Consider the following 25,466-nt stretch of genomic DNA (forward strand, 5'->3'; position numbering starts at 1 on the left):
TGTGCGGGCGGTGCGGGGCTCGCCGTCGGCGGAGGCGGCCCGTACGGTCCGCCCCTGTGCCCCGGGCCCGGCATCATGGTCCCCGGCCGGGAGGAACGAGCGGCCCCGGAGCGGTACGGGCGGGAGGGGCACGCGAGATGACGAACCAGGGGCAGGTGGCCTGGGAGCTGCTTCTGCCGGCCGTGGGAGCCCCGGCGCGGCGGCGTGGCAGGGCCCTCCAGGAGGCGCTGCGCGAGGCGGTGCGCTCCGGGCGGCTCGCGGCCGGGACCCGGCTGCCGTCCACCCGCGAGCTCGCGGCCGACCTGGGCGTCTCGCGCGGGCTCGTCACGGAGGCGTACGAACAGCTCACCGCCGAGGGGTACCTCCGCAGCGGCCGGGGCGCGGGCACCTGGGTGGGTGACGCGGCGCGGGGCCGGATCGCCGTCCGGACCGGGGAGGCGGGCCGGGGCCCTGGAAACGCCCACGGCACGCGCACGCGTGGCGGATGCGCTCCGGACCCGGGTACGCGCACGCGTGGAACCCTCGGAACGGCCCACGCGGACCCGGACATCCGGGTCGACTTCCGGCCGGGAACGCCCGACCTGTCGCTCTTCCCCAGGGCCGCCTGGGCGGCGGCGCAGCGCGCCGTCCTGGCGCGGCTCCCCCATCCGTCGCTGGGGTACCCGGACCCCCGGGGCCTGCCCGAGCTGCGGGAGGCGTTGGCCGGGATGCTGACCAGGCGGCGGGGTGTGGTGGCCGACCCGGAGCGGCTGGTGGTCTGTTCGGGCGTGGCGCAGGCGTCGACGCTGCTCGGGTTCGTGCTGCGCGCGCGAGGGCTCGACGCGGTCGGTGTGGAGGACCCGGGCAGCCCGGAGCACGGACGGCTGTTCGCCTCGACCGGCCTGGAGACGGTGTGGCTGCCGCTGGACGAGGAGGGCCTGCGGCCCGACGCGCTCTCCTCCTCGGGGGTGCGTGCGGTGGTCGTGACGCCCTCGCACCAGTTCCCGTCCGGGATCAGCTGGTCGGCGGGGCGCCGCGCGGCGCTGCTCGACTGGGCGCGGGAGGTCGACGGGTACGTCCTGGAGGACGACTACGACGGCGACTTCCGGTACGACCGGGCGCCGGTCGGCGCGCTCCAGGGCCTCGATCCCGAGCGGGTGGTCTACGCGGGCTCGGTCAGCAAGTCGCTCGCGCCCGGTCTGCGGCTCGGCTGGATGCTCGTCCCCGAGGCGCTGCTCGGTGAGGTCGTCGAGCGCAAGCGGACGATGGACCTCGGCAACCCGGTGCTCGACCAGGCGGTGCTCGCCGAGCTCGTGACGGGCGGCGGGTACGACCGGCAGCTGCGCCGCTGTCAGCGCGCCTACCGGGAGCGGCGGGACGCCCTCCTCGCCGCGCTGGCGGAGCACCTGCCGGGCACGCGGGTGAGTGGCATCGCGGCCGGACTGCACGTCATCGCGCGCGTACCGGGGTGTTTCGGCCCTCCGGAACGGTTCCTGGCGCGGGCGGCGGAGGCCGGGGTGGCGCTGCGGCCCCTGGCGGAGTACGGCACGGCACGGCCCACGGACGGGGACGTACGTCTGGTCATCGGGTACGCGCACCTGGCGCCGGCGGCGGTGGAGACGGGCATCCGGCTGGTGGCGGAGGCGGTCGGGGGCGGGTGAGGCGCTCACAGGGGGTGGGCGCGGGTGATCCCCGTACGGGTCCGGGTCGGCGATCCCCCGGAACGGGGTCCGGCGGCGGGCATTCCCCTCTACCGGTCCGGCGCGGTTGATCCCCTCGTGCGGGGTCCGGCGCGGCCGATCTGTTCACGCGGGGTTCGTGTGCGCGCCGTCCCCGGGCGTTAGGCATGGGGCCACGCACCGCCCCCGCCCGGACCCGCCTCGGAGGCCCCTTCATGTCCCTTTCCGTACCCGGCAGTTCCCCCGCTCCCCTCTCCTCCCCCTCCCCCGCCCGCCGCAACGTGCTGCGCGGCTCGCTGGCCGCCTCCGCCGCGCTCGCTCTCGGCGGAGCCCTTCCCGCCGCCCCGGCGTTCGCTCTGTCGGGGCGGCCCCGCGCCGAGTGGGGCGTGCAGACGGGCGACGTCACGACGTCCTCGGGTCTGGTGTGGGTGCGTTCGGACCGGCCGGCGCGCATGCTCGTCGAGACCTCGGCGACCGACTCGTTCCGGCGGGTGCGCCGTCACCGCGGGCCGCTGATCGGTGCGGGCACGGACTTCACCGGCACCACCGCGCTGCGTGGCCTGCCGGCCGGGGAACAGGTCCACTACCGTGTGACGCTCGTCGACCCCGACGACCCGCGCCGGACGGGCGAACCGGTCCTCGGCACCTTCCGGACGGCTCCCGAGCGGCGCAGGGGCGGCGTCCGCTTCCTGTGGTCGGGGGACATCGCGGGGCAGGGCTGGGGCATCAACCCGGACATCGGCGGCTTCCGCGCGTACGAGGAGATGCGCCGTCTCGACCCGGACTTCTTCCTGTGCAGCGGCGACTCGATCTACGCCGACGGGGTCATCCCGCCGAGCGTGACCCTGCCCGACGGGCGGATCTGGCGGAACGTGACGACGCCGGAGAAGTCGAAGGTCGCGGAGACGCTCGACGAGTACCGGGGCAACTTCCGGTACAACCTGCTCGACCACAACGTCCGGGCGTTCAACGCGCAGGTGCCGTCGGTGGTGCAGTGGGACGACCACGAGGTGCGCAACAACTGGTACCCGGGCCAGATCCTGGACGACGCGCGCTACACGGAGAAGGACGTGGACGTGCTCGCCTCGCGTGCCCTGCGCGCCTTCGGCGAGTACACGCCGGTCTCCACGCTCCACGCGCGCGGTGACGGGCACGGCGATGGGCACGGCAACGGGCGCGGGGGCCGGATGCACCGGGTGGTGCGGTACGGGCCGCTGCTCGACGTGTTCGTCCTCGACATGCGCTCGTACCGGAACGCCAACTCGCCCGGCCGGCAGACCGACGACACCACCGGCATCCTCGGCGCCGAGCAGCTGGCCTGGCTGAAGCGGGAACTGGCCGCGTCCACCGCGGTGTGGAAGGTGCTCGCCGCGGACATGCCGCTCGGTCTGGTCGTGACGGACGGCGCGGCGAACTTCGAGGCCGTCGCGCAGGGCGACCCCGGTGCCCCGCTCGGCCGGGAACTCCAGATCGCGGAGCTGCTGCGGTTCGTCAAGCACCGGCGGATCACCGGCACGCTGTGGCTGACGGCCGACGTCCACTACACCTCGGCGCAGCACTACGCGCCGGAGCGGGCGGCGTTCCAGGACTTCGCGCCCTTCTGGGAGTTCGTGTCGGGGCCGCTGGCGGCCGGCGGCTTCCCGGCGAACGCGCTCGACGCGACCTTCGGCCCGGAGCGGGTGTTCGTCCGGGCGCCGGAGCGGGCGAACGTGTCGCCGATGGAGAGCCCGCAGTACTTCGGCGAGGTCGACATCGACGGCCACAGCGGGGAACTGACCGTGCGTCTGCGGGCCGAGGGCGGGACGGTGCTGTTCAGCAAGGTGCTCCAGCCGGGCCGCGTCGGGCAGTAACACCTGGTCAGAGCCGGTACGGAGATGCCGCTCGGGTGATTGTCAGTGCCGGGGCCTAACGTGATTCCCATGACGCGATCCGTACAGGCACTCGCCTACGTCCGCCCGTCGGCCCTGGAGTCCACAGGCTCCGGCCGGCTGCTCGGTCTGGAGACGGCGGGGGGTCTCACGCCCCGGGGGGCCGAGGCCCACCCCCGTTTCTTCTCCGGCTTCCTGGCCGCACCGCAGATCGCCGCGCGCGGGCTGCTCGCGGTGGCCGACGTGGCGGCGGCCCGCTACGACCAGCGGATGCGGCCGGGTTCGCTGGACCCGGTGGTGACGGGGAACGGCGACCGGCTGCGGTTCGAGTCGTTCTCCGGCTGCGGCGGGGTGTACGCGCGCCTGGACGTGCTCGACGAGGGACTCGGCGGTACGGAGACGGGGCACGGCACGACCAACGTCGACGTCAACGACCCGCTGCGCGACGCGCTGTCGCGGATGACCGGGGACGACCCGCTGCATCTGCGGGTGGGCCCCGAGGAGATGGCGGTGACAACCCTCGCCGGCTCTGTCGTGGAGAAGAAGGTCCCGCTGCCGGACCGCTGGCTGCGGGGCTTCGCCGAGGCGCAGGTCGCCTCGGCCCGGTTCGACCTGCGGGCGGAGCTGACCGGGGCGGAGGCCGTCCGGTTCCTGCGGTCCCTGCCGCGTGGCCGGTCCCGGGGGCGCGCCCCGCTGTGGATCGCGCAGTCCGGCCGGACCCTGCGTCCGACGACCCGGCCGGGAGCGGGTGCGGTGTGTCTGCCGGGGCCGGACCGGCTGGTCGCCCTGGAGCGGGTGCTGCGGCACGCGACGGGCCTCCGGGTGTACGGCCCGGTGCCGGACGGCGCCTTCGCGACGGCGAGCGCGTGGGAGGTGACCCTGCCCGGGATGCGGCTGACGCTCACGCTGTCACCCGACCCCGCGCGGGGGTTCTCCGGCGAGGGCGGGGTCCTGGAGGCCCTCGCGACGGACGAGGCGGCGCAGGACGCCGAGCTGGTCTCGGTCCTCCTGGCCTGGGAGCCGAGGATCGACACGGCCGATCTGGCGGCGCAGGCGGGGCTCACCGTCGACCGGGTGCGCGGGGCGCTGACCCGGCTCGGTACGGCGGGCCGGGTGGGGTACGACGTGGCGGACGCGGCGTACTTCCACCGGGAGCTGCCGTACGACGCGGACCGGGCGGAGCGGCACAACCCGCGCCTGGTGAGCGCCCGCCGGCTGGTCACGGAGGGTGCGGTGGAGCTGGACGGGGACCTGGCGACGGTGGCCTCGGGTGACCGGCGCTACCGGGTGCGGGTGGCGGACGGGGTGATCGCCTGCACCTGTCAGTGGTGGGCGGACCACCAGGGGCGGCGGGGCCCGTGCAAGCATGCGCTCGCGGTCCGGATGGCCCGGCGGGGTGCGGCGGCCGCGGGGCCGGTGCCGGACACGGCTGGGGAAGCGACGCCGGAAGCGATACCGGGCGCGGCGCGATGACGGAGCGCGGGGCGCGAGGCACAGGAAGCACGACAGGCACGGCAGACGTGCCGGGGACGGACGAGGTCATGGGGGCAGGGAGAGTCATGGGGGCGGAGGACGTCATGGGGATCGAGAAGCTGATCGAGGCCGTGCGTGAAGGAAAGGCCTTCGAGGTGCCCGAGCTGCTGAAGCCGCTGAGCGCGGCCGAGCGCAAGGTGGCCCTCGCGCGGCTGAAGGAGCTGCGTACCGGTGTGCGTTCCCTGGAAGGGATCCGCCCCAACGACGCGGTCCGGGTCCGGCACGCGCTGTACGTGGCGGGGGCGGGCTGTCACACGGGGGCCGCAGCGGCGGCGTCCTGGCTCGGCGCCCGCGATCTGATGCCGTGGCACTCGGAGGGCAGCGCGATGGCGCTCCGGGCGGTCGGTGACCGGACTCCGGAGTGGCTGGCGGAGGTGGCGGGCCGGCTCGCCGCCCGCCCCGCCGTGGCGGAGCAGAGCTACGGAATGATCCGGGGCCTGGTCGAGCGGTCGGGCTGCCCGACGCCCGCGACCGACGGCTACGTCCTCGCCTGGACGTGGGAGATCGGTACCGCTCGCCGTCACGGGGAGAGGCCCGAGGGGCCCACGCTCCTGGAGCGGCTGAGGCGGGACCCGCAGTCGCCGGTCCTCCTGGTCCATGCCCTCTCGATGCTGGAGACTCCCGAGCAGCTGACCTGGGCGGTCCCGGACGACTCCCCTGAGCACTGGCCCACGGCGGTGGTGGCCCTGGCCGGTGAGGGAGTGCTCGACCGCGCCGCGGTCCTGGACGCCGCCGTCTCCCGGCTGCTGCGGGGCGGCCGGCCCCGTGACCTGAGGTTCCCCATGGAGGTGCTGCGGCTGGTCGCGCCGACCCCGGCGGAGTTCCTGGAGCGGGTCCCGGACCTCGTGGGGATGGCGGCGGACGCGCCGTCGACGGTCGCCGGGTACGCGCAGGAGGCCCTGGCGGGGCTTGCGGCCGACGGGGCGCTGCCCGCCTCCGCCCTGGCCGAGATGACGAGTGCGGTGCTCTTCCGTACCGAGAAGAAGCTGGTGCGGGCCCAGTTGGCCCTGGTGGGCAAGGTGCTGGCCCGGGAGCCCGGTGCGGCGGACGCGCTGCTGCCCGCCGTGGCGGAGGCCTTCGGGCAGGAGGACACCGATCTCCAGGGGCGGGCGCTGAAGCTGGTGGGCCGCCATCTGCCGGCCGCCGACCCCTCCGTACGGCGTGAACTGGCCGAGCGGGCCGGTGAGCTGAGCCCCACGCACCGGGCGGAGGCCGCCCAGCTGTTCGGGGACGCCCTGGGGGCGCCGGACCTGGGTCCGTACGAGGAGATCCTGCCGCCCCTGCCCGAGCCGCAGCCGCTCGCGCCCCCGGCGACGACGGTCGAGGAGCTGACGGCCGAGCTGGTGGTGAAGAGGCTCTCGGATGATCCCGTGGCGTTCGAGCGGGCACTCGACGGGCTGGTGCGGCTCGCGCACCGGGACCGGGAAGCCGTGGCGGAGGCGGTACGGGAGGCATTCCCGCAGCCTCAGTGGGAGCAGCAGACCCACTACTTCACGCACGGGACCCATGGGATCCATGTCGTCCTCGCCGGACTGCTCGGTCTGCTGAACCCGGCTCTGGTCGAATTCCGCCGGACCGCGGGACACGGCGCGGACCCCTGTCTCCACCAGGCCCTTTCGGGGGTCCTCGACGCCCGGCTGTGGGAGGCCGCCGACCTCGTCGGCACGGACGCGCTGCCGTTCCTGCTGGCCACGCCGACCGGGCACACCGGGGCGATCGACCCGCTGGTGCTGGTGGAGCGGCTGCGGGAGTACCGGGACGCGGGCGTCGAGCCCGCTCCGGCCGATCTCGCACAGGCCCTGGTCCGGGTGCTGCGGGCCCACCCGACGGCGGTCCGGGCCGCCGAGGAGGCGGCGGCGCTCGAAACACCGGCCGGCCGGCGGCTCTCCGCCTGGCTGTGCCGGGAGACCGTCGGGGCGACCGTACGGTTCGTGAGCCGGGACGAGGACAAGACCCTGCACAGGTTCTGGCTGATGGACCGGATCGTGGTGGAACTCCGCGAGAGCCCCGTGGTGCGGGCGGAGTTCCCGCCCGCCTTCCAGTGGCTGGGCGGCGCCCTGGAGGCGACGCCCCGCCCCTGCCGCCACTGGGTGGAGGGCCGCGCCCAGTGGCCCCCGGTGCTGCCGGCCGACCGTGAGGTGCTCGCGGCCTGTCTCCTGCCGACCCTCGCGCACGGCGTCGACGGGGACCCGCGGGGCGCGACCGAACCCCTGACGGCGCTGGCCGAGGCCGACGGTCCGGTGGGCCAAGCGGCCCATGTGCTCCTGGCGTTCGGCCTCGGTTTCGGGGGCGCGGACGACCGGCTGCGCGCCGTGGACGCGGTGCTCGTGCTGGCGGCGCGGGGCGATCTCGACGCCCGGCAGCTCGGCACGGAACTGGCCCGGTTGGTCGGGGAGGCGTCGGTCAAGCCGAACCGGCTGGCGGACGCGGCCCGGACGGCGGCAGCGACCGGGGCCTACGGGACGGTCTGGGCGATACTCGCGGCGATGCTTCCGGAGCTGCTCTCGGCGCCGAAGCCGGTACGGGGGCTCGGCGAGGTCCTCGCGGTCGCGGCCGACTGCGTGGAGCGGTGCGGGGCGGGCGGCGAGGTCGCCGGGCTCGACGCGCTCGCCTCGGGAAGGGCTTCGACGCAGCTGGTGGTGCAGGCCAGACGACTGCTGAGCGCACTCCGTCAGGGGTCCGATCACCCTCTGACAGAAACGGTCTGAATCGCTCTTTAAGCCACTAGATGGGCGCTTAACCCGTCAGTCACAAAGCGTTCGTGATCACGCAACACCACTGGGTCACAGTGAGGTCATGACCGATGTGACGTCTTCGAAGAGCACCCGACGCCCCCACCACTGGCGGCACGACCTGATCGAGCTCGCCGCCCTGTTCACCGCCGTGGTGGTGGCCGACACGATCGCCAAGACCATCGCCAAGGGTCCCGACGGCCCCTACCTCCTGGTCTTCTCGGCGATCGCGCTGGCCGCCACCGCCGCCTTCCACACCTGGTGGGCACGGAGGCGCGGTCATGCCGACCATGCCCCGCCCGCCGCTCACACCGGCGGGCACTCCCCCACCTCCGCCGTCTCCCCGTCCGCCATGTCCCCTTCCGCCGGGTCCGCTCCCGCCGCGGAGGGGTCGGCGGAGGGGGAAGGAGCGGAGACCGAGGGACCCGTAGAGACCACGCTGTGGCGGATGCGGACCACCGTCGCGGACACCCCGGGCAGCCTCGCCGCGCTGTGCACGACCCTCGCCGGACTGCGCGTGGACATCCTCACCCTCCAGACGCATCCGCTCGCCGACGGCACGGTCGACGAGTTCCTGCTGCGCGCCCCCGCCGACCTCTCCGCCCAGGACCTGGCCCGCGAGACGGCGGCGGCCGGCGGGCGGAACACCTGGACCGAACGGGCCGACGCCCACGACCTGGTGGACACGCCCACCCGGGTCCTCGGCCTGGCCACCCGTACCGCCCTCGACGCAGCCGAACTGCCGCTCGCGCTGCGCCAGCTCCTCGGCCGCTGCACGCTCCACTCGGTGCCGGCCCTCTCGCTCACGGGCCGCCCCACCGGCGAGCCCGCCCCGGTCGAAGGGGTCCTGGAGGAGACGGTGATGCGGCTGCGCGACCCCGACGGCGGCACGCTCATCGTGGAGCGGCCCTACCTTCCCTTCACCCCGACCGAGTTCGCCCGCGCCCGCGCCCTCGTGGAGCTCGACGCGCGGCTCGGCCCGCGCGTCCCGCGCAGCCAGGACGTGCTGACCCTGCCCGAGGGCAACGAGATCACCGTCCGCCGCGCCGACCAGCGCGATCTGCGCGCCGCGCGCGCGATGCACGACCGCTGCTCGGCCCGCACCCTCGGGCTGCGCTACCACGGCCCGGTCGGCGACGCGGACCGGTACCTCGACCATCTGCTCAGCCCCCGCTTCGGCCGCACCCTCGCCGTCCAGACGACCTCCGGCCGTCTGGTCGCCCTCGGTCACCTGCTGTGGGACGGCGACGAGACGGAGGTCGCGCTGATGGTGGAGGACGACTGGCAGCGGCGCGGCATCGGCGCCGAACTCCTCGGCCGGCTCGTGGCCATGGCCGAGGAGGCCGGCTGCGCGAGCGTGTACGCCGTCACCCAGTCGTCCAACACCGGGATGGTGGCCGCGATGCGCGCCCTCAGCCTGCCCCTCGACTACCAGATCGAGGAAGGCACGCTGGTGATCACCGCCCGGCTGACTCCGGCACCTCGGCCGACCGGCCGGCCCCGGCAGGAACAGCGGAACCGGTAACGGCGGCGGAAGCGGCGGCCACGGCGAGCGGCTGCTCGGAAGGCGAAGGGCTGAGCGCCTGCGTGAGGTCCCGCCACAGGTCCTCGACGTCCTCCAGGCCGACCGACATCCGCAGCAGCCGGTCGCTGACGCCCGCCGAGCGCCGGTCCCCCTCGGCCACGATCCGGTGGCTGATGGAGGCCGGGTGCTGGATGAGGGTGTCGACGCTGCCGAGGCTGACCGCCGGGGTGATCAGCCGGACTCCGGCGATGACGTCGTGCGGATCGCCGTACACCTCGAAGGCGATCATCGCGCCGCCGATCCGCGGGTAGTGGACCCGCGCGATCCGTGGATCGGTGGCGAGCCGCCGTACGAGCTCCGCCGCCGTGGCCGACGCCGCCCTGACCCGTACCGGCAGGGTCGAGAGACCGCGCAGCAGCAGATAGCCGGCGAGCGGGTGCAGCACCCCGCCGGTGGCGAAGCGGACCTGCCGGAGGGTGCGGGCGAACTCCTCGTCGCAGGCGACGATCCCGCCCATGACGTCCCCGTGCCCGCCGAGGTACTTGGTCGCGCTGTGCAGCACGATCCGGGCACCCTGCTCGACCGGCCGCTGGAGCACCGGGGTGGCGAAGGTGTTGTCGACCAGGAGCGGCACGGAGCCGCAGGAGTGCGCCAGGGCGCGGATGTCCGCCTCGGCGAGGGTCGGGTTGGCGGGCGACTCGACCATCACCAGGCCGGTGTCGGGCCGGATCGCGTCCGCGATGCCCGCCGGGTCGGTCCAGGTCACCTCGGTGCCGAGCAGCCCGGCGTCGAGCAGGTGGTCGCTGCACCCGTACAGGGGGCGTACCGCGACGACATGGCGCAGGCCCTGGCTCGCCCGTGCGAGCAGGACGGCGGTGAGGGCGGCCATGCCGCTCGCGAAGGCGACGGCGGCCTCGGTGCCTTCGAGGCGGGCGAGGGCTTCCTCGAAGCGGGCGACGGTGGGGTTGTCGAGGCGGGCGTAGACGGGCGGCCCGTCGAGTCGCGCGCCGGTGGTGGCGAACTCGTCGATCCGGGCGGCCTCGGCCCGGGCGTCGTACGAGGGGTAGGTGGTGGACAGGTCGAGCGGCGGGGCGTGCAGCCCGAGCGAGGCGAGGTCTTCGCGGCCGGCGTGCACGGCTTCGGTGGCGAGGGCCCTCGGGGTGGCCGAGGGGCCGTAGTCCATGGCGTCCATGGCGGCACTGTGAACGGATACCGGGACGTAGGGGGGAAGGCCCGTGTTACGTTCGCCGAATGGCTGATTCTGTCGTACTGGACGCGGTCGATCTGCACATTCTTCGCCTCCTGCAGAACGACGCCCGGACCACCTACCGGGAACTCGCCGCCGAGGTCGGGGTGGCCCCCTCGACCTGCCTGGACCGGGTCGCACGGCTGCGGCGCACGGGTGTGATCCTCGGACACCAGCTACGACTGGATCCGGCCAAACTCGGCCGTGGACTGGAAGCGCTGCTCCTCGTCCAGGTCCGCCCGCACCGGCGGGAACTGATCGGCCCGTTCGTCGACCGGATCCGCGCCCTCCCGGAGTCCCGGGCCCTCTTCCATCTGACGGGGCCCGACGACTACTTGGTGCACGTGGCCGTGGCAGACCCCTCCGACCTGCAACGACTCGTGCTCGACGAGTTCACTTCGCGCCGCGAGGTGGCCCGTGTGGAGACCCGGCTGATCTTCCAGCAGTGGGAGTGCGGGCCGCTTCTGCCACCCTCGGCGGGCCCTTCCTTGTCAGCCGACTGAGGCCGGACGAGGGTGACGCGGGCCCGCCGGAGGCGCCAGGATGGCCCCCATGCCAGAGACTTCCAGCAGCCCGCTGCCCCGCCAGGTCGCCGACGACCACGTCGACGCACTCATCGCCCTCGACCCGATCACCGGTACGTACCTGGGGGTCAAAGAGAGTGCCGGACTGCTGCCCGACTTCTCGCCGGCCGGCCAGCGGGCGGTGGCCGACCTCGCCCGCCGTACGCTCGCCCGGCTCGACGAGGCGGAACGCGCCCCGGGCGCGGACGACGCGGCGGAACGCCGCTGCGCCCGGCTGCTGCGGGAGCGTCTGACGGCCGAACTCGCCGTGCACGAGGCCGAGGAGGCCCTCTGCGCGGTCAGCAATATGCGCTCGCCCGCGCACAGCGTCCGCATCGTCTTCACCGTCATGCCGACGGAGACCGAGGAGGACTGGACGGCGGTGGCGTCCCGGCTCCGGGCCGTCCCGGCCGCCCTCGAGGGCTACCGTGCCTCGCTCGCGCTGGGGCTCGGGCGCAAGCTGTTCGGCGGGCCGCGTCCGACCGCCACCTTCGTCGACCAGCTCACCGAGTGGGCGGGTGCCGGGGACGGAAGGCCGGGCTGGTTCGAGGAGTTCGCGGCCACGGGCCCCGCGGATCTGCCGGAGGACCTGCGCGCCGGGCTGGTGAAGGCCGGCCGGGGGGCGACCGAGGCGGTCACGGCGCTGCGGGACTGGATGCGGGACGTGTACGCCCCCGCCGTCGCCGACGCCCCGGACACGGTGGGCCGCGAGCGGTACCAGCGGTGGACCCGCTACTTCAACGGCACGGAACTGGACCTCGACCAGGCGTACGCGTACGGCTGGACCGAGTACCACCGGCTGCTCGGCGAGATGCGGACCGAGGCTGAGCGCATCCTGCCCGGCGCCGGCCCCTGGGAGGCGCTGGCCCACCTCGACGAGCACGGCGCGCACATCGAGGGCGTGGAGGAGGTGCGGGTCTGGCTCCAGGAGCTGATGGACGAGGCCGTCGAGGCGCTCGACGGCACCCACTTCGAACTGGCCGAGCGGGTACGGCGGGTGGAGTCGCGGATCGCCCCGCCCGGAGGCGCCGCGGCCCCGTACTACACCGGTCCGTCCGAGGACTTCTCGCGCCCCGGCCGCACCTGGCTGCCGGTGGACGGCACCACGCGCTTCCCCGAGTACGACCTGGTGTCGACCTGGTACCACGAGGGCGTTCCGGGCCACCACCTCCAGATCGCGCAGTGGGTACACGTCGCCGACCGGCTCTCCCGCTACCAGGCGACGATCGGCAAGGTCAGCGCCAACATGGAGGGCTGGGCGCTCTACGCGGAGCGCCTGATGGACGAACTCGGCTTCCTGCCGGACGCCGAGCGGCGCCTCGGCTACCTCGACGGCCAGATGATGCGCGCCTGCCGGGTGATCGTGGACATCGGTATGCATCTGGGCCTGGAGATCCCGGCGGACTCGCCGTTCCACCCGGGCGAGCGGTGGACCCCGGAGCTGGCGCAGGAGTTCTTCCAGCGGCACAGCAGCCGTCCGCCGTCGTTCGTGGAGAGCGAGATGACCCGGTATCTGTCGGTGCCGGGGCAGGCCATCGGCTACAAGCTGGGCGAGCGCGCCTGGCTGCTCGGCCGGGCCAACGCGCGAGCCGCGCACGGGGAGGCCTTCGACGCGAAGGCCTGGCACATGGCGGCGCTCTCGCTGGGCCCGCTGGGCCTCGACGACCTGGTCGAGGAGCTTTCCCGGCTCTGAGGACGCACTCGGTGGGATTCCCGGCCGATCACTTGATCGGCCGGGGATTCCCCTGCTATTCCTGCCGTATGACCAGCGAGTACACCCCCGACGCCACCGACTGGCGCATCCTCGAAGCCCTCCAGTCCGAGGGCCGCGCCAGCTTCGCCGACCTGGCCCGCACGGTGTCGATGTCACCGTCCGCCGTGACCGAGCGGGTGCGGCGCCTCGAAGACGCCGGGGTGATCGCCGGATACACGGCGATCGTCGACCAGGACCGGCTGGGGCTGCCGATCCTCTCCTTCGTACGGCTCCGCTATCCACACGGCAACTACAAGCCGTTCCACGACCTGATCGACACCACGCCCGAGGTCCTGGAGGCACACCACGTCACCGGCGACGACTGCTTCGTGCTGAAGGTCGCGGCGCGCTCGATGAGGCACCTGGAGGAGATCACGGGGAAGATCGCCACGCTGGGCGCGGTGACGACCAGCGTGGTCTACTCGTCGCCGCTGCCCCGGCGGTCGCTGAGCCGCTGAGCATTCCCCCGGCGGGCCCTCAGCCCCCGAGGTCCGCGCCGCCGGTCCGCGGCCGTACCGCCGAGCCCTGCCGTCCCTTGACGACCTCCAGCTGGGCCGGGATGCGGCGGCGCAGGTCCCCGACGTGGCTGACGATGCCGACGCTGCGGTCGCGCTCGCGCAGCGAGTCCAGGACGTCGAGGACCTCGTCGAGGGTCTGCTCGTCGAGGCTTCCGAAGCCCTCGTCGATGAAGAGGGTGTCGAGCCGAATGCCGCCGGCCTCCTCGGTGACCACGTCGGCGAGGCCGAGGGCGAGGGCGAGCGAGGCGAAGAAGGTCTCGCCGCCGGAGAGGGTCGCGGTGTCGCGTTCGTTGCCGGTCCAGGCGTCGACGACGTGCAGACCGAGACCGGCCCGCTTGCCGCCCGCGCGCGCGTCGGAGTGGACCAGGGTGTAACGGCCCGCGGACATCCGCTGGAGGCGGGCGGTCGCGGCGGCGGCGACCTGTTCGAGACGGGCCGCCAGGACATACGACTCCAGGCGCATCCGGCGCTCGTTCTCGGCGGAGGTGCCCGCGGTGAGGGCGGCGAGCCGGGCGACCCGGTCGTACTCCTCGCGCAGCGGCCCGAGGCGGCGGACCTCGGTCACCGCCTGCCGGGAGAGACCGCCGAGGCCGGTGACGCGTTCGCGCGCGCCGGACAGCACGGAGTCGGCCTCGCGGAGCGCGCGTTCGGCCGCGGTGTGGGCGGCAGCGGCGGCCCCGGGGTCGGCGGGCGGCAGGGCGGCGGCGGCCGCGGTGCCGGGCTCGGCGAGCCGGTCGGCGACCGCCGCCGCCTCGGCCTGCCAGGCGTCCACGCGCCGCTGGTGGTCGCGGCGCTCGCCCTCGCCCAGGAGGGCGGCGGCGGCCTCGGCCGGGGTGGCGAACCCCGCGCGGTAGGCGGCGTCGGCGAGCCGGTCGTCGGCCTCCTTGAGGCGCTGGGCGGCGAGTTCGGCGTCGCGTACGGCTCCGGTGGCGTCGATCAGGAGGGCGATCCGCCGTTCCAGCCGGGTGGCGTGCTCGGCGGCGCTGGCGAACGCCCCGCGTCCCCGGGCGATTTCCTCCTCAAGGGCGGCCGTCTCACCGTCGAGGGCCTCGCGCCGTGAGGTACGGGCGGCGACCCGGCGTTCGGCCTCCCGCTGCGCGGCGACCCGTCCCTCGTACTCCCGCTCGGCGCGTGCGAGCGCCTCCCGCGCGCTGTGGGTCTGCGCGGCGAGCGCGTGCGCCTCGGCATGACGGCTGCTCAGTTCCTCGACCTCTCGGGCGAGTTCGTCGACACCGGGTTCGGCGGTCGAGCCCGTGCCACCCTCCTCGGCCGGGCCGCCCGCCAGTACCTCGGCGCGCGCCGTGGCCCAGGACTCGCGGAAGACGGCGAGTTCACTCTCGGCGGCCGTACGGGTCTCGTCGGCGCGGGCGTAGACCGCGTAGGCAGTCTCCTCGGCGGCGCGGTCGACGTGGTCGGCGGTGGTGCGGGCGGGAGCCGGGTGGGCGGTGGAGCCGCAGACCTGACAGGGGTCGCCCGGGGCGAGGGTGACCGCCAGTTCGGCGGCGATGCCCTCCAGACGGCGGGACTTGACGTCCAGCCAGTTCTCGTGGGCGGCGTTCCGCTGCTCGCGGGCCTCCGCGAGGCGCGCCTCGGCGGACCGCGTGTCCCTCGCGAGGGTGTCCCGGCGGCGGGCGGCGGCGAGCCTGCGCCGGGCGGGCTCCAGGCGGCCCGCGAGGTGCTCGGCGCGGGCGGCGGCGTCCCGCGCGGCCTCGACCCGCTCGCCGAGCGCGGTGCGGCGCTGCTCCCAGCCCGCGAGCCAGTGGGCCGCGTCCTGGAGGGCGGCGTCGTCGGCGCGCGCCTCGCGCGTGAGGTGGGCGCGCTCCTCGGCGATCACGGCGGCGCGGCGCTCGGCGCGGCGCGCCGATTCGAGCCCGCCGAGCTCCTCGCGCAGCCGGTGTTCGAGGGCGGTCAGCTGCTCGGCCCCGGCCTCGGCCAGTTCGGGGTGCAGCAGGGCGCGGGCGCGGTCCCGGGCGGAGTGCGCGGCGGCGTGCGCGTGGTCGGCCTCCTGGCGCATTCCCAGCGCGGGGGCCACCCGGTCCGCCCTGAGGCTGCGGTCGAGGGCGGTTTGGAGGTGGTCGCGCTCCGGGGCGTGGGCGGTGAGCCGTTCCTGACGGCAGACGGCGTCGGCGTGCCGTGCCTGGCGGGCGGCGAGGTCGTTCTCGGCGTCGAGCGCGGCGCGCGCCGCGCCCTGGCAGGCCTCGGCCGCGTCGAGCCGCACGCGCGCGATGTCCAGGGCCTCGCGGGCCTCCGTACGGGCGACGGCGGCCCAGCTGAGGACCGCGTCGGCGAGCCCGGGGTCACCGGGTCGCCCCTCCACGGACGTACGGGCGATGCCGAGGCCGCCGGCCGCCTGGCCCATGCGGTGGGCGAGGGCGAGCAGCCGCTCGTCCCCGTCCTCGACCTGCTGCTGGGTGGAGCGCCTCAGTTCGGCGAGGCGCTCCTCGACGGCGGCGAAGCGCCGGGTGTCGAAGAGGCGGCCGAGGAGGCGGCCCCGGGCCTCGGCGTCGGCGCGCAGAAAGCGTGCGAAGTCGCCCTGCGGGAGGAGGACGACCTGACAGAACTGGTCGCGGCTCATGCCGACGAGCTGGGTGATCTCCTCGCCCACCTCCTGGTGGGAGCGGCTGAGGCCGGTCCACGCGCGCGTGGCGGGGTCGTACGCGCGCAGCCAGGTCTGGGCCTTCTCCGTGGTGAAGCCGCCGCCGCGCTTCTTGGGGCGCTGCTGGGCCGGGCGCCGGGTGATCTCCAGGCGCCGGTCCCCCACGGTCAGTTCGAGGACGACCTCGGTGGTCGTGCCGACGGGCGCGTGGTCGCTGCGCAGGGACGCGCCGGGGGTCTGGCGGACGCCGGGCACGCTTCCGTACAGGGCGAAGCAGACGGCGTCCAGGACGGAGGTCTTGCCGGCGCCGGTCGGCCCGTGGAGCAGGAACAGCCCGGCGGAGGACAGTGCGTCGAAGTCCACGGTCTGCGTGCCGCCGAAGGGGCCGAACGCGGTGATCTCCAGGCGGTGCAGCCTCACCGGTCCCCCTCGCGCTCGGCCGTGTCGACCCGTACGTCGTCGAAGGCGCCGTACAGCACCGCCCGTTCGGCGCCGTCGAGGCTCGCACCGCCGCGCACATGGGCGACGAAGTCCTCCGCGATCTGCTGGTCGGTGCGGTCCCGGAGCCGGGAGGCGTAGGAGGCGCCGGGGGTGTCTTCGGTGCGTTCCGGATCGAAGACCAGGTGCAGGGTGTGCGGGAAGCGCTCGGCGAGCCGGGCCATCGGCTCGGCGGGGCGTACGGGGTCGGTGAGGGTGGCCTCCACCCAGGAGTCCTCGTGGGGGGCGAGCGCCGGGTCGGCGAGGAGGTCGTCGAGGTGGCCCCTGATCCGGGCGAGGGGGCGCGGGACGGGGCAGTCGAGGCGTTCGGCACCGATGAGCGCGCGTGTGACGGCACCGTCGGGGGCATCGGGGCCGTCGTTCGGGCCGAGGTCGATGAGCCACATGGTCTTGCGGTGGTCGGTCTCGGAGAAGGAGTACGCGAGCGGGGAGCCGGAGTAGCGCACGCGCGGGGTGAGCGTCTGGCTGCCGTGCAGATGGCCGAGCGCGACGTAGTCGACGCCGTCGAAGACACCGGTGGGGACGGCGGCGACCCCGCCGACGGTGATGTCCCGCTCGCTGTCGCTGGCCGCGCCGCCGGCCACGAAGGCATGGGCGAGGACGACGGAGCGGGTGCCCGGGGGCCGGGCGGCGAGGTCGGCGCGGACCCGGTCCATGGCGGCGGCGAGCACGGCCTCGTGACCGGCCTTCGCTGCGCCGAGCTGCTCGCGCACGAGGGCCGGTTCGAGGTAGGGCAGGCCGTAGACGGCGACGTCGCCGTGCGCGTCGGTGAGGACGACGGGGGTGCCGATGCCGGCCGGGTCGGTACGGAGGTGGATCCCGGCCCGTCCGATGAGTCCGGCGCCGACGCCGAGGCGGCGGGCGGAGTCGTGGTTGCCGGAGATCATGACGGTGGGCACACCGGCCTCGGCGAGGCGGTGGAGCGCGGTGTCGAAGAGTCCGACGGCGGGCAGCGGGGGCACGGCCCGGTCGTAGACGTCGCCGGCGACGAGCACGGCGTCGACCTCGTGCTCGTGGACGGTGGCCACGAGGTGGTCGAGGAAGGCGGCCTGGGCGTCGAGGAGGCCGACCCGGTGGAAGGACCGGCCGAGGTGCCAGTCCGAGGTGTGCAGGAGCCTCACGATGCCGTCCCACCCCGCATGTGCGTCGCTCCTCGCCGCCGGTACCCGTCGTGTGCGCCCTCCACGCTATCCCGCCGGGGAGTGTGGTCGGGGCCGCACGGGGAGGGAGGGCCGGGGGCACGGGGCGGGCGGCGCCGGACGGTGTCGAGGGTCACGCCGTCGGGTCGCCGGGGGCTGTGGGCGTCCGGCGTCCGGCGTCCGGCGTCCGGCGTCCGGCGTCCGATGGTCAGCGGTCCGTGACCGTCACGCGTCCCCGTACGCCTCGCCGCCGAGTTCGAGCGACGCCGCTCCCGCGGTGGCGTCCGCGAGCCAGGCCCGGAAGGCGGGGACGTCGGCGTCCGGGAGGCCGATCTCGATCGTGACCTCCTCGGCGTACCGCACGTCACGGACGGCCCGCCCCGTCGCCCGGAGGTCGTTCTCCAACTTGCCCGCGCGCTGGTGGTCGACGGTGACGGTGGCGAGCCGGAAGCGCTGCCGGGTCACCGTGCCGAGCGCGTCGATGGCCTCGCCGACGACACCGCCGTAGGCGCGGATGAGGCCGCCCGCGCCGAGTTTCACACCGCCGTAGTACCGGGTGACGACGGCCACGACGTACCGCATCTCGCGGCGCAGGAGCATCTGGAGCATGGGGACGCCCGCCGTGCCGCCGGGCTCCCCGTCGTCGCTCGCCTTCTGGACGGAGGCGTCGGCGCCGAGGACGTACGCGAAGCAGTTGTGGGTGGCGGTCGGGTGCTCCTTGCGGACGCGCGCGACGAACTCCTGCGCCTCCCGCTCGTCGGCGACGGGCGCGAGCGCGCAGAGGAAGCGCGAGCGGTTGATCTCGGTCTCGTGCACGCCCTCACGGGCCGGTGTCCGGTACTGCTCCTGCATCCGACCAGCCTACGTTCCGCGGGAGCGGGTGATCTCCGGCGGTCTCGGCAGGCCCGCCTCGGGCCGGACCCGGAGAGCCCCGGCGGACGCGACGGACCCGCTTTCACCGGCCCCGGTGATCCCCGGGCGGGCGCGACACGTCTACGTTCCGTCGGCCTCGTTCTCTCCGGCCGCCGGTTCGGGTGGGGTCCCGAGCCCTGCGTACGGCAGGGCGCGCAGCGCCAGCGCCCAGCCGAGGCGGGCCTCGCCGGACTCGCTGGAGCGGCCGGTGAGCTCGGCGACGCGGCCGATGCGGTTGAGCACGGTGTTGCGGTGGCAGTACAGCTGCTCGGCGGCGCGGGAGGCCGAACAGCCGTGGTCGAGCCAGGCCCGGAGCGTGGTGAGGAGTGCCGCCCGCTCGCCGCCGGTCGAGAGCACCGGACCGAGGTGGACGGTGACGATCCGTTCGGCGATGTCGGTGCGGCCGCTCAGCAGCACCTGGGCGAGCCGGTCGTCGAAGACGGCGACCTCGCCGCCGCCGGCCGGGAGGGTACGGAGGGTCTGTTCGGCGAGCCGCAGGGCGCGCCCGGCTTGGGAGAGGCGCTCGAACTCCGGGGAGACCCCGGCGGTGGCCCCGGTCCGCTCGCGCAGCGCGGCGAGCAACGCGCGCGTGGCCGGGTCCGCCGGGTCAGAAACCCCGCCGGGTCCGACCGCCGACGAACGGCCGGCGGGCGCGTCGCGGCGGGGCAGCCGCACGATGCCGGCGTACCGACCGGAGCGCGGGCGCCAGAAGGACCACATGCCCTGTGCCTCCAGGACGGGCGCGGGGTGCGGCGGTGCGGCCGGGTCCTGGGCGGCGACCACGACGACGTACCGGTCGGACGCGGGGACGCCGAGCGCGGCAGCGGCGGCCGAGGCGACGGCCGGGTCGTCGGCGCGGCCGTCGAGCAGCGCTTCGAAGAGGGCGACGCGCCGGGTGTCCTGGCGGCTCTGGAGTTCCAGTTGGGCGAGCCGGTACGCGTCGGCCATCGCGACGGAGTAGCGGTCGATGGTCTCCCAGACGCCGCCGGCCATGTCCAGCTCGATGTCCCGGCTGTCGGACCCGCGCCCCGCGCGGACACGCAGGTGCTCGGCCATGACCTGCCAGAGGATCCGGCCGCCGCGCCGGTAGGCCTGGAGGACGGTGTCGAGGGGTACGCCCTGCTCGGCACGGCGGCGGCCGGTCTCTCGGGCCGCCCACTCGAAGTCGCCGCCGGTCGCTTCGAGGCCGCCGAAGTCCTCGAGGGCGCGCAGGAGGTTGTCGCGGCAGATCGCCCACAGGTCGTCGCGGGTGACGGGGGCCCCGGAGGCGTACGTACCGGAGTGGGCGTGGATGTCGGCGACGGCGCGGTCCGTGAGCCGGTCGATGTCGGCGAGGATCGCGGTGGCGAGGGAGCGCCGGAGTGCGCCGGAGCCACCGAGACCGCCGAGGGGGGTGTGGCTTCCGCCGGAGCGCGCGCCCGCGCGTGTCGTGGGTGCGGGGGGACCACCGGAGCGCGCCGTAGCTCGCTGCATGGGGCCGTCGTCCGGGCGGGTCGCCGCGGGCTCTCCCGGTGCGGCCGAGCTGTGCGTCATGGCTGGCACCGTAACGCCGGGATTTGGCGAATGCCACGGGTCGGGTGCGACGGTGGGGCCGCTGCCCAGCTCGGCGGGTCACATGGTGGGCAGCTGCACATGGCTTCCGGGCGGTGTCACGACGGATTCTGTGCCGTGTCAGCCGTTCGACACCCCGTCGTCAACAGAGTTGTCGACTCCGCCTTTCTGGAGCGTGCCATGTCACTGAGCGTCGCCGGCGTGCTGGGCGAGTCCGCCCGCCACTTCCCGGACCGGATCGCGGTCGTCGAGGGGGCGACCCGGCTCACCTACGGGGAGCTGTGGACGGAGGCGCTGCGGTGCGCGGCCGGGCTGCGCGAGGCCGGGGTGCGGCCGGGCGACCGGCTGGCGGTGCTGCTGCCGAACACGACGGAGTTCCTCCGCGTGTACTACGGGGCGCTCGCCGCCGGCGCGACCGTGGTGCCGGTGCACGCGCTGCTCGTCGCGGAGGAGGTGCGGTACGTCCTTGAGCACAGCGGCGCGGTGGGGATCGTGAGTGGCGGCCCGCTCTGGGCGGTGGCGGACGAGGCGGCGCGGGCCACCGGGGTGCGCGCGTTCCAGGGCGCGCCGTCGGCGGCGGAGCCGCTGGCCGCGCCGGAGCCGGCGAAGCCCTCGGACCCGGCGGTGATCCTGTACACGAGCGGCACCACGGGCCGTCCGAAGGGGGCACTGCTCACCCATCTCAACATCGTCATGAACGCGGCCGTGACCTCGCAGGACCTCCTCGGTCTCGGCGCCGGGGACGTGGTCCTCGGCTGTCTGCCGCTCTTCCACAGCTACGGCCAGACCTGCGCCATGAACGGGACGCTCCGCCAGGGCGCGACGCTGGTGCTCATGCCCCGGTTCAGCGGCCCGGCCGCGCTGCGTGTGCTGGCCGACGAGGGCGTGACGGTCTTCATGGGTGTGCCGACGATGTACCACGCGCTGGTGGAGGCGGCGGCCGGTTCCGAGCTGCGTCCCGAGGCCCTGCGCGCCGCCGTCTCGGGCGGTGCGGCGCTGCCGGTCGCCGTCCTCGAACGCTTCGAGGAGACCTTCCGCACCCAGGTCCTCGAGGGGTACGGCCTGACGGAGACCTCGCCGGTCGCCACCTTCAACCAGCCGCATCTGGGCCGGCGTCCGGGCACCGTCGGGCACCCGGTGTGGGGCGTCGAGGTGGGCATCGCGGACGCGGCCGTCGACCGGAAGACCGTGCTGCTCGCGGACGGGGAGGTCGGGGAGGTCGTGGTGCGCGGGCACAACGTCTTCGCCGGGTACCTGAACGACCCGGAGGCGACGGCGGCGGCGGTCGTGGACGGCTGGTTCCGTACGGGTGACCTGGGCGTACGCGACGAAGACGGCTTCCTGCGGATCGTCGACCGCAAGAAGGACCTGGTCATCCGGGGCGGCTTCAACATCTACCCGCGCGAGGTCGAGGAGGTGCTCGTACGCCACCCTTCGGTCTCGGAGGTCGCGGTGATCGGCGTCCCCGACGAGGCGAAGGGCGAGGAGGTGTGCGCGGTGGTGGTACGCAGGGAAGGCGCGGCCCCGCTGTCCGAGGAGGAGCTCGTGAACTGGTCGCGGGAGCGCCTCGGGCGCCACAAGTACCCCCGGATCGTGCGCTTCGTCGAGGAACTGCCGCTGGGCCCGACGGGCAAGGTCCTGAAGCGCGCGCTGGTGGGGAACGCATAGTCACGGAGTCGGGCCACGCGCGCGCGTGGCCCGGGAGAACCGGCCGGGAGAATCCGGTCGGTGAGGAGCGACCGGCAGGTCGGTCGGGGAGAAGGGGTTGCGGCGATGTCGGAGAGCGGTGGGCTCGGTCCTGAGGTCCGGACACGGGACGGGGCCCTGCGGGGCTCCCTGAAGGACGGAGTGGCCGCCTTCCTCGGTGTGCCGTACGCGCAGGCGCCCGTGGGCCCGCTGCGGTTCCGGGCGCCGGAACCGGCCGAAGCGTGGGACGGGATCCGGGAGGCCACCGCCTTCGGCCCGACGGCGCCGAAGCGCCCGTACGCCCCGCCGCTCGACGCCCTCCTGCCGGATCCGGAGGTCGCGGGCGAGGCCTGCCTCAACCTGAACGTCTGGGCGCCGTGGCCACGGGCCGGGGGCGCGGAGCCGGGCGCCGGCAGGGAGCGGGGTGACCTCGCGAGCCCCCGCCGGGCTGTCATGGTCTGGATCCACGGAGGTTCCCTCGTCCACGGTTCCTCCGCGGTCCCCGTCTACGACGGCACCGCCTTCGCCCGGGACGGGGTGGTGCTCGTCTCGGTCAACTACCGGCTCGGCTTGGAGGGTTTCGGGGTGTTCCCCGACGCCCCGGCCAATCTCGGTCTCCGCGACCAGATCGCCGCGCTCGGCTGGGTCCGGGACAACATCGGGGCCTTCGGCGGGGACCCGGAGCGGGTGACGGTGTTCGGCGAGTCGGCGGGCGCGATCTCGATCGCCGCGCTGCTGGCCTCGCCACTCGCCGAGGGCCTGTTCCGGCGGGCGGTCGTGCAGAGCGGGGCGCCGATGGCCCTGCCGCTCGCCGAGGCCCGCCGGACCACCGAGGCGGTGGCCGCGCGGCTCAAGGTGCCGGCCACGGCGGAGGCCTTCGCGCGCGTGGACCGGGACCGGCTGCTGGCCGCGCAGACGGAGGTGACCGGCAAGGGGTCGCCGCTGTCCGGCGGGAAGTCCTTCCAGATCGCCGTCGACGGGGAGGTCGTCCCCCGCGACCCGGCGCGGGCGCTCGCGGGCGGGGCCTCCGCGGACGTGGATCTGCTGATGGGCACGACCACCGAGGAGTACCGGCTGTGGTTCGTGCCGAGCGGGGTCACGGACCGGGTGGGCCCCTGGGTCCAGCGGCTGCTGCTGTGGAAGGCGAAGGTGCCGTCGGGTACGGCCCGGGTGTACCGCGCGGGGCGTCCGCTGGAGAAGCCGGGCGAGGTGCTCGGCGCGCTGGCCACGGACAAGCTGCTGCGCATCCCGCTGAACCGGCTCGCGGACGCCCGGCTCCGTAGCGGCGCTCCCGGCGGAACGTATCTGTACGAGTTCGGCTGGCGCTCCCCCGTCCTGGACCTCGGCGCCTGTCACGCGCTCGAACTCGGCTTCGTCTTCGACACGCTCGGCCTGCCGGAGACGCGCGCCCTGACGGGCCCGGACGCGCCCGGGGAGCTGGCGTCGGCGATGCACGCGGCCTGGGTGGCGTTCGCCTCGACCGGCGACCCGGGCTGGCGCGGGTGGGACGCGGCGCGGCCGGTGATGACCTTCGGTCCGGGTCTTCCGTCCCTCGTGGAGGGGCCGCGGGAGGCCGAGAGGCTCGCCTGGGAGGTCTGAGGCCGGGGGCGGGAATCAGAGCGGGGGGCGGCTCGTTGACCGGGGTGGACGGGCCGCGCCGAGGAGAGGCAGCACAAGCGATGAGCGTCGACATCACGACCACGGGGACCGGCGAGCCGGCCGGGTACTCCGCTGCGGAGGCGGTACGGAAGATCCTGACGTCCACGGGCGACACCTGGGCGGTGGTGGGCCTCTCGTCGAACACCGCGCGCGCGGCCTACGGCGTGGCGGCCGTCCTCCAGCGCTTCGGGAAGCGGATCGTGCCGGTCCACCCGAAGGCGGAGACGGTCCACGGCCAGCGGGGTTACGCGTCCCTCGCCGACATCCCGTTCCCGGTGGACGTCGTCGACGTGTTCGTGAACGCCGAGCAGGCGGGGGCGGTCGCCGACGAGGCGGTGGCGATCGGGGCCAAGGCGGTCTGGTTCCAGCTGGACGTCATCGACGAGGCCGCCTTCGAGCGCACTCGCGCGGCGGGCCTGGACATGGTCATGGACCGCTGCCCCGCGATCGAGCTTAATTCCCTAGGTTAGCAGCGCGGGAAGCCCCGGCCATCCTCCACGGGGGAAGAGGACGACCGGGGCAGCTAGGGGGCTACGCCGGCTCGACGTCGCACGGGTGGGACGCACAGCCGACCTCTATCGACGTGCGTCCCGCCCGCTCTCCGTGCAGGGGTCTCGCGAGGACCCACCGCACGGGCTTGGCTCCGCCTCCCTCTCCCGGGACAGTCCCCGCAGATGAGGCCGTGGAAGGGAGGCGGAAATCTAGGCAACAGGGACGACGACCGCGACGGTCTCGCACGTGCGGGAGAAGATCGCGTGCCCCGTCCGCCCCTTGTGTTCCATGCAGTCGATGTCAGCTTGCTCCCCGTCAGCCGTGGGAGCGACGGACCACCGGCAATCCGGGTTGAGGCACCGAGCGGTGAACGTCGGCTCAGAGTCGGGGTGCCGCATGATTCGGTGAGTGACGAACCGGAGCACCGCCCTGACAGTCATGACTCCACCTTCGGCACGGGCGTGGTGAAAACCCGCACCTGCGTCATTTCGTCGGAGGTCGGCTGACGGAGCGTCTCGGGTGCCACCGTCCACTCCCTGCCACCGCCTGGCGGACGAAGATAGACGCTGCCTTCATCCCGGTCGACGATCCGCCCGATACGGCCGTCTCCGTCGACTGCGTATCGGCTCTTCGCCGGCTGCCACTGCTCTTCCGACATTGCACACCGTCCCCTCACGTCCCCTGAGCGTCGCTCAGTGCGTTGGGACGGCGGAACCACGTACAAAACCCACTTCGGGACGTCCCGGAGGCTGTAGAACGTCCCTAGCGACGTCTCGCGTCCTAGGGAGAGACTGGCATGCAGAACGAGCGGCTACGAGTGGCCATGACAGGCGACGGGTGGACTCACGCATCACTCGCGAACGCTGTCGGGGTGGACCCGAAGAGCGTGGAACGTTGGGTGAACCTAGGCAGGACGCCCCGCCGCGAGACGGCACTCAAAGCCGCAGAGGCACTGGGGGAAGACGTGCACGCACTGTGGCCGGCTCTTCGTCAGGCGCGCGCTGCACGGGCCATAAGCCCTGAGCTCGTCGCGGTCTACGACCAGCGTGCAGACCTACCGGTGTCCACGTTCGTCGACCTCATCGCCCCCGCACGCGAGCACATCGACGTACTCGTCTACGCCGCTGTATTCCTCCATGAGGCGTATCCGCGGCTGAACGAGCTACTCAGGGAACGCGCCGCCGACGGCTGCCGGATCCGTATCGCCATTGGCGACGCCGACAGTGAGAACGTTCAACAGCGGGGCCAGGAAGAGCGGTTCGGTCACGGCATTGAGTCGCGGTGTCGGTTGGCACTCATGCATTACCGGTCGCTGATCGGGATGGAGAACGTCGAAATCCGGACGCACGGTACGACGCTCTACAACAGCATCTATCGCGCTGATGATCAGTGCCTCGTCAACGCCCACGTTTGGGGTGCCAACGCATACGCCGCCCCGGTGTGGCACCTCCGCCGGAGTGGCGATGGCGGGATGTTCGACACCTACGCCCAGAGCTTTGACGCCGTATGGGCCACCGGGGCTCCCGTGGCAGGCTGA

19 protein-coding genes are annotated in these 25,466 nt (G+C 74.3%); 12 read left to right on the plus strand and 7 right to left on the minus strand.

The annotated features are described in order from the left end of the window. Nucleotides 1–137: 137 nt before the first annotated feature. The 5 genes from pdxR (at nt 138) to V4Y03_RS03670 (ending at nt 9,316) form a co-directional block, all read left to right on the plus strand. Nucleotides 138–1,640, plus strand: a complete 1,503-nt coding sequence (gene pdxR, locus V4Y03_RS03650; protein ID WP_332433971.1) for a MocR-like pyridoxine biosynthesis transcription factor PdxR — start codon at nt 138–140, stop codon at nt 1,638–1,640. Between the two features lie 233 nt (nt 1,641–1,873). After that, nucleotides 1,874–3,508 (plus strand): alkaline phosphatase D family protein, encoded by a 1,635-nt coding sequence (locus tag V4Y03_RS03655; RefSeq protein WP_332433972.1) that lies wholly within the window; start codon nt 1,874–1,876, stop codon nt 3,506–3,508. Nucleotides 3,509–3,577: 69 nt separating this feature from the next. Continuing rightward, entirely contained in the window at nt 3,578–4,999 is a 1,422-nt protein-coding gene (locus V4Y03_RS03660; RefSeq protein WP_332433973.1) for an SWIM zinc finger family protein, read from the plus strand. 86 nt (nt 5,000–5,085) lie between these two features. Further along, nucleotides 5,086–7,767, plus strand: a complete 2,682-nt coding sequence (locus V4Y03_RS03665) for a DUF7824 domain-containing protein (protein ID WP_332433974.1) — start codon at nt 5,086–5,088, stop codon at nt 7,765–7,767. An 88-nt stretch (nt 7,768–7,855) separates the two neighbouring features. Beyond that, on the plus strand, nt 7,856–9,316 hold the full coding sequence (locus tag V4Y03_RS03670) for a GNAT family N-acetyltransferase (RefSeq protein WP_317876165.1): 1,461 nt from the start codon (nt 7,856–7,858) through the stop codon (nt 9,314–9,316). On the opposite strand, the gene V4Y03_RS03675 is transcribed toward V4Y03_RS03670, so the two are convergent. After that, the gene (locus V4Y03_RS03675; RefSeq protein WP_332433975.1) at nt 9,249–10,508 is read right to left on the minus strand and encodes a trans-sulfuration enzyme family protein; all 1,260 of its coding nucleotides are present in this window, start codon (nt 10,506–10,508) and stop codon (nt 9,249–9,251) included. The two genes, V4Y03_RS03670 and V4Y03_RS03675, sit on opposite strands and share 68 nt — an antisense overlap. 59 nt (nt 10,509–10,567) lie before the next feature. Here V4Y03_RS03675 and V4Y03_RS03680 point away from each other — a divergent pair, with 59 nt between their 5' ends. The 3 genes from V4Y03_RS03680 (at nt 10,568) to V4Y03_RS03690 (ending at nt 13,336) form a co-directional block, all read left to right on the plus strand. After that, nucleotides 10,568–11,065: an Lrp/AsnC family transcriptional regulator gene (locus tag V4Y03_RS03680; RefSeq protein ID WP_073816058.1), complete on the plus strand. Its 498-nt coding sequence runs from the start codon at nt 10,568–10,570 to the stop codon at nt 11,063–11,065. 49 nt (nt 11,066–11,114) lie between these two features. Continuing rightward, entirely contained in the window at nt 11,115–12,818 is a 1,704-nt protein-coding gene (locus V4Y03_RS03685) for a DUF885 domain-containing protein (RefSeq protein ID WP_332433976.1), read from the plus strand. Nucleotides 12,819–12,886: 68 nt separating this feature from the next. After that, nucleotides 12,887–13,336 (plus strand): Lrp/AsnC family transcriptional regulator, encoded by a 450-nt coding sequence (locus V4Y03_RS03690; RefSeq protein ID WP_332433977.1) that lies wholly within the window; start codon nt 12,887–12,889, stop codon nt 13,334–13,336. A 19-nt stretch (nt 13,337–13,355) separates the two neighbouring features. Here the strand turns inward: V4Y03_RS03690 and V4Y03_RS03695 are convergent, their stop codons facing one another. The 4 genes from V4Y03_RS03695 to V4Y03_RS03710 all read right to left on the minus strand — a co-directional run bounded on the left by V4Y03_RS03695 (nt 13,356) and on the right by V4Y03_RS03710 (nt 20,074). Then, nucleotides 13,356–16,412, minus strand: a complete 3,057-nt coding sequence (locus V4Y03_RS03695; RefSeq protein ID WP_332433978.1) for an SMC family ATPase — start codon at nt 16,410–16,412, stop codon at nt 13,356–13,358. Beyond that, nucleotides 16,409–17,611: an exonuclease SbcCD subunit D gene (locus tag V4Y03_RS03700; protein WP_332433979.1), complete on the minus strand. Its 1,203-nt coding sequence runs from the start codon at nt 17,609–17,611 to the stop codon at nt 16,409–16,411. The genes V4Y03_RS03695 and V4Y03_RS03700 overlap by 4 nt, the downstream gene beginning before the upstream one ends. Before the next feature lie 243 nt (nt 17,612–17,854). Further along, nucleotides 17,855–18,481, minus strand: a complete 627-nt coding sequence (locus V4Y03_RS03705) for a YigZ family protein (RefSeq protein ID WP_317878140.1) — start codon at nt 18,479–18,481, stop codon at nt 17,855–17,857. Nucleotides 18,482–18,622: 141 nt separating this feature from the next. Next, the gene (locus V4Y03_RS03710; RefSeq protein ID WP_332433980.1) at nt 18,623–20,074 is read right to left on the minus strand and encodes a PucR family transcriptional regulator; all 1,452 of its coding nucleotides are present in this window, start codon (nt 20,072–20,074) and stop codon (nt 18,623–18,625) included. A gap of 198 nt (nt 20,075–20,272) precedes the next feature. On the opposite strand from V4Y03_RS03710, the gene V4Y03_RS03715 reads away from it, so the two are divergent. From V4Y03_RS03715 to V4Y03_RS03725, 3 genes are all read left to right on the plus strand, one after another. Further along, a complete protein-coding gene (locus tag V4Y03_RS03715) occupies nt 20,273–21,760 on the plus strand; it encodes a long-chain-fatty-acid--CoA ligase (protein WP_332433981.1) in 1,488 nt (495 codons plus the stop codon). A 105-nt stretch (nt 21,761–21,865) separates the two neighbouring features. Beyond that, nucleotides 21,866–23,377 carry a carboxylesterase/lipase family protein gene (locus V4Y03_RS03720; RefSeq protein ID WP_332433982.1) on the plus strand — a complete coding sequence of 504 codons (1,512 nt, stop codon included), beginning with the start codon at nt 21,866–21,868 and terminating at the stop codon, nt 23,375–23,377. A gap of 80 nt (nt 23,378–23,457) precedes the next feature. After that, on the plus strand, nt 23,458–23,907 hold the full coding sequence (locus tag V4Y03_RS03725; RefSeq protein WP_332433983.1) for a CoA-binding protein: 450 nt from the start codon (nt 23,458–23,460) through the stop codon (nt 23,905–23,907). A gap of 231 nt (nt 23,908–24,138) precedes the next feature. Here the strand turns inward: V4Y03_RS03725 and V4Y03_RS33835 are convergent, their stop codons facing one another. Both V4Y03_RS33835 and V4Y03_RS03730 read right to left on the minus strand, forming a co-directional pair. Next, nucleotides 24,139–24,369 (minus strand): DUF7848 domain-containing protein, encoded by a 231-nt coding sequence (locus V4Y03_RS33835; RefSeq protein WP_443079726.1) that lies wholly within the window; start codon nt 24,367–24,369, stop codon nt 24,139–24,141. Continuing rightward, on the minus strand, nt 24,366–24,587 hold the full coding sequence (locus V4Y03_RS03730; protein ID WP_332433984.1) for a hypothetical protein: 222 nt from the start codon (nt 24,585–24,587) through the stop codon (nt 24,366–24,368). The genes V4Y03_RS33835 and V4Y03_RS03730 overlap by 4 nt, the downstream gene beginning before the upstream one ends. A 138-nt stretch (nt 24,588–24,725) precedes the next feature. Between V4Y03_RS03730 and V4Y03_RS03735 the strand changes: the two genes are divergently transcribed. Beyond that, nucleotides 24,726–25,466 carry an XRE family transcriptional regulator gene (locus V4Y03_RS03735; RefSeq protein WP_332433985.1) on the plus strand — a complete coding sequence of 247 codons (741 nt, stop codon included), beginning with the start codon at nt 24,726–24,728 and terminating at the stop codon, nt 25,464–25,466.

It is taken from the genome of Streptomyces sp. P9-A4, from assembly GCF_036634195.1.
In the GTDB taxonomy this organism is placed as follows: Bacteria; Actinomycetota; Actinomycetes; order Streptomycetales; family Streptomycetaceae; genus Streptomyces.

Bases quoted from the DNA above. Each gene is read 5' to 3' on its own strand.
- pdxR (WP_332433971.1), top strand. From the start codon at position 138: ATGACGAACCAGGGGCAGGTGGCCTGGGAGCTGCTTCTGCCGGCCGTG.
- V4Y03_RS03655 (WP_332433972.1), top strand. From the start codon at position 1,874: ATGTCCCTTTCCGTACCCGGCAGTTCCCCCGCTCCCCTCTCCTCCCCC.
- V4Y03_RS03660 (WP_332433973.1), top strand. From the start codon at position 3,578: ATGACGCGATCCGTACAGGCACTCGCCTACGTCCGCCCGTCGGCCCTG.
- V4Y03_RS03665 (WP_332433974.1), top strand. From the start codon at position 5,086: ATGGGGGCGGAGGACGTCATGGGGATCGAGAAGCTGATCGAGGCCGTG.
- V4Y03_RS03670 (WP_317876165.1), top strand. From the start codon at position 7,856: ATGACCGATGTGACGTCTTCGAAGAGCACCCGACGCCCCCACCACTGG.
- V4Y03_RS03675 (WP_332433975.1), bottom strand. From the start codon at position 10,508: ATGGACGCCATGGACTACGGCCCCTCGGCCACCCCGAGGGCCCTCGCC.
- V4Y03_RS03680 (WP_073816058.1), top strand. From the start codon at position 10,568: ATGGCTGATTCTGTCGTACTGGACGCGGTCGATCTGCACATTCTTCGC.
- V4Y03_RS03685 (WP_332433976.1), top strand. From the start codon at position 11,115: ATGCCAGAGACTTCCAGCAGCCCGCTGCCCCGCCAGGTCGCCGACGAC.
- V4Y03_RS03690 (WP_332433977.1), top strand. From the start codon at position 12,887: ATGACCAGCGAGTACACCCCCGACGCCACCGACTGGCGCATCCTCGAA.
- V4Y03_RS03705 (WP_317878140.1), bottom strand. From the start codon at position 18,481: ATGCAGGAGCAGTACCGGACACCGGCCCGTGAGGGCGTGCACGAGACC.
- V4Y03_RS03710 (WP_332433980.1), bottom strand. From the start codon at position 20,074: ATGACGCACAGCTCGGCCGCACCGGGAGAGCCCGCGGCGACCCGCCCG.
- V4Y03_RS03715 (WP_332433981.1), top strand. From the start codon at position 20,273: ATGTCACTGAGCGTCGCCGGCGTGCTGGGCGAGTCCGCCCGCCACTTC.
- V4Y03_RS03720 (WP_332433982.1), top strand. From the start codon at position 21,866: ATGTCGGAGAGCGGTGGGCTCGGTCCTGAGGTCCGGACACGGGACGGG.
- V4Y03_RS03725 (WP_332433983.1), top strand. From the start codon at position 23,458: ATGAGCGTCGACATCACGACCACGGGGACCGGCGAGCCGGCCGGGTAC.
- V4Y03_RS33835 (WP_443079726.1), bottom strand. From the start codon at position 24,369: ATGACTGTCAGGGCGGTGCTCCGGTTCGTCACTCACCGAATCATGCGG.
- V4Y03_RS03730 (WP_332433984.1), bottom strand. From the start codon at position 24,587: ATGTCGGAAGAGCAGTGGCAGCCGGCGAAGAGCCGATACGCAGTCGAC.
- V4Y03_RS03735 (WP_332433985.1), top strand. From the start codon at position 24,726: ATGCAGAACGAGCGGCTACGAGTGGCCATGACAGGCGACGGGTGGACT.